This is a genomic window from Variovorax sp. P4_D9, from assembly GCF_056401695.1.
In genome coordinates this window covers 1-893 of the sequence record NZ_JBFUIU010001608.1, presented here as the reverse complement: position 1 = coordinate 893, position 893 = coordinate 1, and the positions used below count along the sequence as shown (strand labels likewise).

At 65.1% G+C, this 893-nt stretch carries 2 protein-coding genes and 1 pseudogene; 1 reads left to right on the top strand and 2 read right to left on the bottom strand.

All coding sequences use genetic code 11. From position 1 onward, the window contains the following. A partial coding sequence (locus AC1DY5_RS57235; protein ID WP_478122974.1) for a helix-turn-helix domain-containing protein occupies positions 1-320 on the top strand: 320 nt, incomplete at its 5' end. Between the two features lie 11 nt (positions 321-331). Here the strand turns inward: AC1DY5_RS57235 and tnpB are convergent. Both tnpB and AC1DY5_RS57225 read right to left on the bottom strand, forming a co-directional pair. Continuing rightward, positions 332-673, bottom strand: coding sequence for an IS66 family insertion sequence element accessory protein TnpB (tnpB, locus tag AC1DY5_RS57230; RefSeq protein WP_478122973.1), 342 nt, complete (start codon positions 671-673; stop codon positions 332-334). Next, positions 670-893: pseudogene (locus tag AC1DY5_RS57225) on the bottom strand (IS66 family insertion sequence element accessory protein TnpB); the annotation flags it as partial. The pseudogene AC1DY5_RS57225 and the gene tnpB, both read right to left, overlap by 4 nt.

Genomic DNA, 893 nt, shown 5'->3' with positions numbered 1-893 from the left:
ACTCTGCGCTGAAGGTCATTGAAGGTATTGAGATGCCGAGAAGAAGCCCGTTCCACATTGAGTTGTCGGTCGCAGAGGCTGCAGAGTTGAACCGCAGGTCGGTTCGATATACGTTGCCCTATTTTGAAGTGATTCGCGCCAAGATGATCTTGATGGCCGCCCAGGGCATCGACAACGACGAGATCGCCGCTCGCCTGGATACGCGCCGTGAAGTGGTCAGCCAATGGCGCAAGCGCTTCTTCAAGGATCGATTGGCAGGCCTGGACGAACGGGTGCGCCCGGGACGTCCCCGGCTGCATCCCGAGCCAGCTCAGCGTTGATCGGCACTCGATCACATCCGCGTGATCACTCTCATTTGCTCCAGGCGCTGCCAGGGTAGCCCGAGCACCAGAGCGTCGAATTGATCCTTGCTCAGCGCCAGCGGTGCGGCGTCGGCTGCGACGTTGCGCGGCCACTCGAAGCTGCCTTTGTTCAGCCGTCGTGCGGCGCACCACACCCCGAATCCATCGTGCACCAGGAGCCTGATGCGCGATGAACGGGCGTTGGCGAACAGGTACCCGTGATGAGCCTGCGCGGCGCCGAAGACCTGAACGACGCTCGCCAGCAGCCGCTCGGTGCCGGCGCGCATGTCGATGGGCTGCACCGCCAGCCAGACGGCGTCGATGCGAATCACCGCARCARCTCCCGCATCCASGCCGCACACTCCGCAGCGGCGGCGCACGGCCAGCTCACGGTGATGGCGGTCGTGCCCCGGTGCAATTCGATGCGAATGGCCGCGGGCTCAGCCTCGGCGGGCGGGATTTGCACCGGCATGAAGGCGGCGACCACAGTGCTGTTGGCAGCCCTCGCCAGCGCGCCGCCACCACGCCGCTCGGCCTCAAGAACCCAGCGGC